The organism is Chitinophaga oryziterrae (assembly GCF_009758125.1).
GTDB lineage: Bacteria > Bacteroidota > Bacteroidia > Chitinophagales > Chitinophagaceae > Chitinophaga > Chitinophaga oryziterrae.
Map to the genome: position 1 here is coordinate 1 of NZ_WRXO01000022.1, position 5,640 is coordinate 5,640.

A 5,640-nucleotide genomic window follows, 5' to 3' on the forward strand; every position below is an offset into this window, starting at 1 on the left:
TGCAGGGTTTACAGCAGGAACAAATACGATCAAGGAAATACCAATATGCATCGTTGAGTGACATCCAGCGTTGGACTGAACTGCCGGGAGATCTGTTCGACAGTATCCTCGTCTTTGAAAACTTCCCTTTTAGTAATATCAGGGCGGCAGAAGAAAGCACAGTGAGCATTGAAAATGCAACTTACACTGAGCAGGCTAATTATCCACTACACATTATTATTTCTACTTCAACTATCACTAATATAAAATTTCATTACAACGCCACACTCATTGACGTTGCTTCTGTTGATATTATCCGTACACATTTTAGTCATATACTTCAGCAGTTACTGTCGGGTAATGAAGAAAAAATATCAGATCTGGACATATTCTCAGCTGATGAAAAACAGACGTTGTTGACATTCAGCAGAGGTGAAGAAACGAGCTATCCATATGCTGCTGCCATCACGGATCTTTTTGCCGCACAGGTATTGAAAACACCGGAAGCTATAGCATTGGTATTTGAGAAGGAACGGTTCTCTTATCATGATCTGGATGTGAAAAGTAATCAGGTATCTCATTATCTGAAGGATAAAGGAGTGAAAGAGGGGATGTACGTGCCTGTTTGTCTGGACCGCGGCGCAGACCTGATTATTTCGATATTAGGTATTCTGAAAGCGGGAGCGGTATATGTTCCGATCGATCCTTCTTATCCGGCAGAGAGAATAAAACATATGCTGCATGATTGTGCCGCACATGTCTTTATTACAGCTGCAGATTACCTTGCAGATGTTATAGGAAATTCAGAAATCATACGCATCAATATAGATGCAGAAAAAACAGTCATTGCATCATTACCTGTATCAGGTACAGGTGTCTCTGTTAAAGGTGATACGGTCGCTTATATAATGTATACATCCGGTTCTACGGGTATTCCCAAAGGGGTGATGGTAACACATGGAAATGTAGTAAGTCTCGTAAATGGAGTTGACTTTGTCGAGTTATCAGAAGAGACGGTGCTTTTGTCAACAGGCTCTCCTTCATTTGATGCGGTTACTATTGAATATTGGGGAATGCTGTTGAACGGTGGCCGGCTGGTAATGTGCTCTCAGGAAACACTACTGGATATTGTTCAGCTGAAAGCGCTCATTTATAATGAAGAGATTACCACTATGTGGTTTACCAGCGGATGGTTTAACCAATTGGTAGAAGCGGATATTACTTTATTCGCGCCATTAAAAACAGCGCTGATAGGAGGCGACAGATTGTCTCCGTCCCACATTCAGCGTCTGAAGAACAGTATACCGCAACTCACCCTTATAAATGGGTATGGTCCGACGGAGAATACTACCTTCTCATTAACCTGTAAGATCAGTAATAGTGATGGTATAAAAGAAATACCAATTGGGAAACCTCTGTCTAACCGTTCTGCATATGTATTGGACAGTAACAGACGCCTGTGTCCGGTTGGAGTTACCGGAGAACTATACGTGGGAGGAGCAGGATTGTCTGATGGTTATTTACACTTACCGGCGCTTACCGCGGAGAGATTTGTAACAGATCATCTGGGCAGATTATATCGCACGGGCGACATGGCCAGATGGATGGCGGATGGCAATCTTGAGTTCATGGGCAGAATGGATAATCAGATAAAACTAAGAGGATACCGAATAGAACTCGGTGAAATCGAACAGGCGCTGTTGGATATCCCGGGTATCAGACAGGCAGTGGTATTACTTGCTGAAGGAGAACATAAGCAACTGCTTGCCTTCCTTGTCGCTGAACAACAGGAATTAAACAAAGCGGAAATTACAACAGCTTTACAACGGCGTTTACCCTCCTACATGATTCCCGCTGCTATATATGAAATCACAGAAATCCCTTTGACGCCAAACGGAAAGATAGATCGTGAAGTGCTGCTGAAATATACATCATTAAATATTTCAGGAGAATCATATGAGGGACCTCGTACTCAGATGGAGGCCGTTATGGTGAAGATATGGGAGGAATTGCTAGGTGTAAAGAACATTGGTATAAATGACAACTTCTTTGCACTGGGTGGTGATTCAATTATTACAATACAGGTGGTAAGCCGTGCAAAAAAAGCAGGATATTCACTTACGCCGCGTCAGTTATTCCTGCATCCAACGATTGCAACACTTTCAACAGGCAGTGGTATCATAGATGCTAACCACCATCAGCAGGCCGAACAAGGCATGTTAATTGGTTCTGGTGGACTGTTACCGATACAACATTGGTTCTTTGAACAACAGCACCCGGTAGTCTCTCATTTTAATCAGGAAATATTGTTGTGTGTTGATAAAGCCGTTAGCAGCCAAATGTTGCAATACATGCTGGATGAGGTAATCCGGCAACATGATGCGCTGAGATTTACATATCATTATATTGACGGTCAGTGGATACAGGAATACACCAGGCAGATCCCACAAATGGAGCTGCTGGATATTAGTGGGATAAAAGATAGTGATCTGTCAGTCGCAATTTCCGCAGCCAGCGACAGCTGTCAGCAAAGCCTTGATATAGAGAAGGGAAAAGTATTCCAGGCAGTTTTTATGAAAACACCTGATAGCAGTAAACATAACAGGCTTTTACTGCTGGCTCATCATCTGGTCACTGATGGCGTTTCCTGGCGTATACTGTTGGATGATATGGAGTTTATACTAAACAGGTTGATGGAAGATCTTCCGTTCGTACCTGTGCAGAAGACCCACTCTTACCGTGAATATCACAACGCAATACAATCATATGCAGGCAGTGAAGCAATGTTGCTGCAACGTTCTTACTGGGAGGAAACAGTCGCAGAATACCGGCCACTCAGGACTGATAAAAAGTATGATGGCAGACTAACAGCAAAGGATATATCTACGCTTACCGTCGGACTGAATGATGTATATACGCATGCATTGCTGAAGGAGGTGTCAGCTGCATACAATACGGAAATCAGCGACATACTTTTAAGTGCTCTGGCAAGCACATTGAATGAATTTTCAGGGAATACAGAACTGCTGCTTGGCCTTGAAGGACATGGCAGAGATCTTACAATAGAAGCTGTTGATGTCAGCCGCACAGTGGGCTGGTTTACCAGCCTTTATCCGGTTTTGCTCAGAACGATGGCTAATGATAGTTATGGCAACCTGATAAAAGGAATAAAAGAACAATTGCGTGCCGTGCCTGATAAAGGAATTGGCTATGGGATATTGAAATATCTTTCTGCGGATCCGCTATCTGCCAAAGGGAATTGCTGGGATGTTACTTTTAATTATCTCGGTCAGCTGGATAATATTCTGGATAATAATAAGTGGCTGACAGAAGCCGTGGAATCAGCTGGTCAGAGTATGCATGAAGAAAATAGCAGGGACAGTATTTTGAATATCAGCTGTATGGTGCGCGAAGGCAGATTGGAAATGAACTGGAATTACAGCAGATGCCATTTCGGCCAGAACACGATCGCGCGACTTGCAGGCCAATATATCGAGATGCTGTTATCCCTGATCAAACATTGTACTGAGCAACCCCGCACTTCATTTACACCTTCAGATTATGGACTGGCTGATAAAATAAGTTATAAAGAGCTGGATGCCTTTATGACCGAAACTGTCAATGGTGTCGAAAGGGCCGGTTTTACAGAAAGTATATACAGGCTGAGTGGTTTACAGGAAGGTATGCTTTTTCACAGTTTGTATGATCCGGAAGGTATTTCCTACCTGATGAAATTTACCTGTGAATTGTACGCTCCTGATACAGATATCTTCCGCAAAGCATGGGAATATGTTTTAAACAGACATAGTATTTTAAGAAGCGGATTTTATTATGACCGCTTTAATATACCGGTACAATGTGTATACAGTAATACGCCGTTATCCATAGAGATAATCGACTGCCGCGACGAGTCAGTTGCCGGTCAGCAGTTATTAATAGACACTTTTACAGCAGCAGATCTGGCTAAGGGCTTTGATTTTACTCGTCCACCGTTGATGCGTATCACTTTGTTCCGGTTGAGCGAAAAGCGGTATAGCATGTTATGGACTTCTCATCATATTTTATGCGATGGCTGGTCAATTCCCGTACTGGTCGAGGAACTCCTGAGAACATATGAAACAATTGCTGCTGCTGAAGAGGTACATCTGCAGGAAACCGACCACTATGAAGATTATATCCGTTATATAGCGAGGCAGGATAGGCAGCAGGATAAATCTTATTGGCGCTCATATCTATCCGGTTTGCAGGAGATTGTAAAATTACCTTTTGGTGCACAATCACGGACTGATATACAAAGCGGGAACGAACTGGTAAAGACGATCCGTTTCAACATGACAGTGGCGGATACAGATGCCCTTCAGCTATATGCAAGAAACCATCAGGTCACACTGAATACAGTCATGCAGGCAACCTGGAGTTACCTGTTACATCGCTATACGGGTAGCACAGAGGTACTGTATGGTGTCGTCGTGGCGGGACGTCCGGAAAGCCTGCCGCATGTAGAGCAGCGGGTAGGTATGTATATTAATACACTGCCTTGCCGTAGTCTGTTGAATCCAACGGAAGCAATTTCAGAATGGTTGCAGAATATCCAGCGCAGCCAGTTGCAGATGAGAGAACATCAGTATACACCATTAAGTGATATACGCCAATGGGTTGATGTGGAAGGAGAATGGTTTGATACGGCCTTAGTGTTTGAAAATTATCCGGTAGCAAAGGTCATTACCTCCTCTAAATGGAAACTACAGGCTGAAAATGCCCGCATGCATGAGGTAAGAACAAATATTCCTTTGATTGTAAAAGTAATAAATGCCGCAGAACTCATTATTCAATTTGAATATAACAGCCAGTTACTGGCTGTTGATTATATAGAACTGATAAGAGATGATTTTGAAAAAATACTTCACTGGTTCCTCGCAAATCCGGAAGGCTGTGTGAGCGATATCCGGATGTATGGAGATAAAACAGTGCCGGTATATTGTAGCGGACCAGATGAGGTTTATTATGCACCTGAATCGACATTGTCAGATCTCTTCATTGCACAAGCGCAAAAAACACCCGATGCAACAGCTGTCATCCTCGGGGAGGAACAACTTACTTATAGTGAACTGGATACGCGCACAGATAAACTGGGACGTTATCTCAGGAAAATAGGTGTAAAAGAGGAAACACTCGTTCCCGTTTGTATGCACCGTTCTGTGGATATGATTGTGGCCATTTTGGGCATATTAAAGGCGGGTGCTGCCTATGTGCCACTGGATCCTGCTTATCCTCCGGAACGTATCAATTATATGCTGGAAGATACCGGTGCAGGATTCGTACTCACAGATAGTCATACTGAAAACCTTATTCTAACCGGAATCACTGTTATAAATCTGGATACGCATTGGTTGCAGATATCTGCACAGGATGGTGACAGACTGGAAAATATAGCAAAGGCAGCAAACCTCGCTTATGTAATTTATACATCAGGGAGTACAGGTCACCCGAAGGGAGTATTGATAGAACATGGTTCTGTAGTGAACTTAATCGGTAGCCAGTTAAAGACATTTGGTATTGATTCCTCAGAACGTATCCTGCAATTCTCCAATTACAGTTTTGACGCATCTGTAGAACAGATTTTCCTGGCATTACTGAGTGGCGCAACACTGGTACTGATGG

Annotated in this window: 1 protein-coding gene; it reads left to right on the forward strand. The window is 43.1% G+C overall.

The window, feature by feature from the left end; all coding sequences use genetic code 11:
- On the forward strand, window positions 1–5,640 hold a 5,640-nt coding region (locus GO495_RS31795; protein WP_157303997.1), incomplete at both ends, for a non-ribosomal peptide synthetase.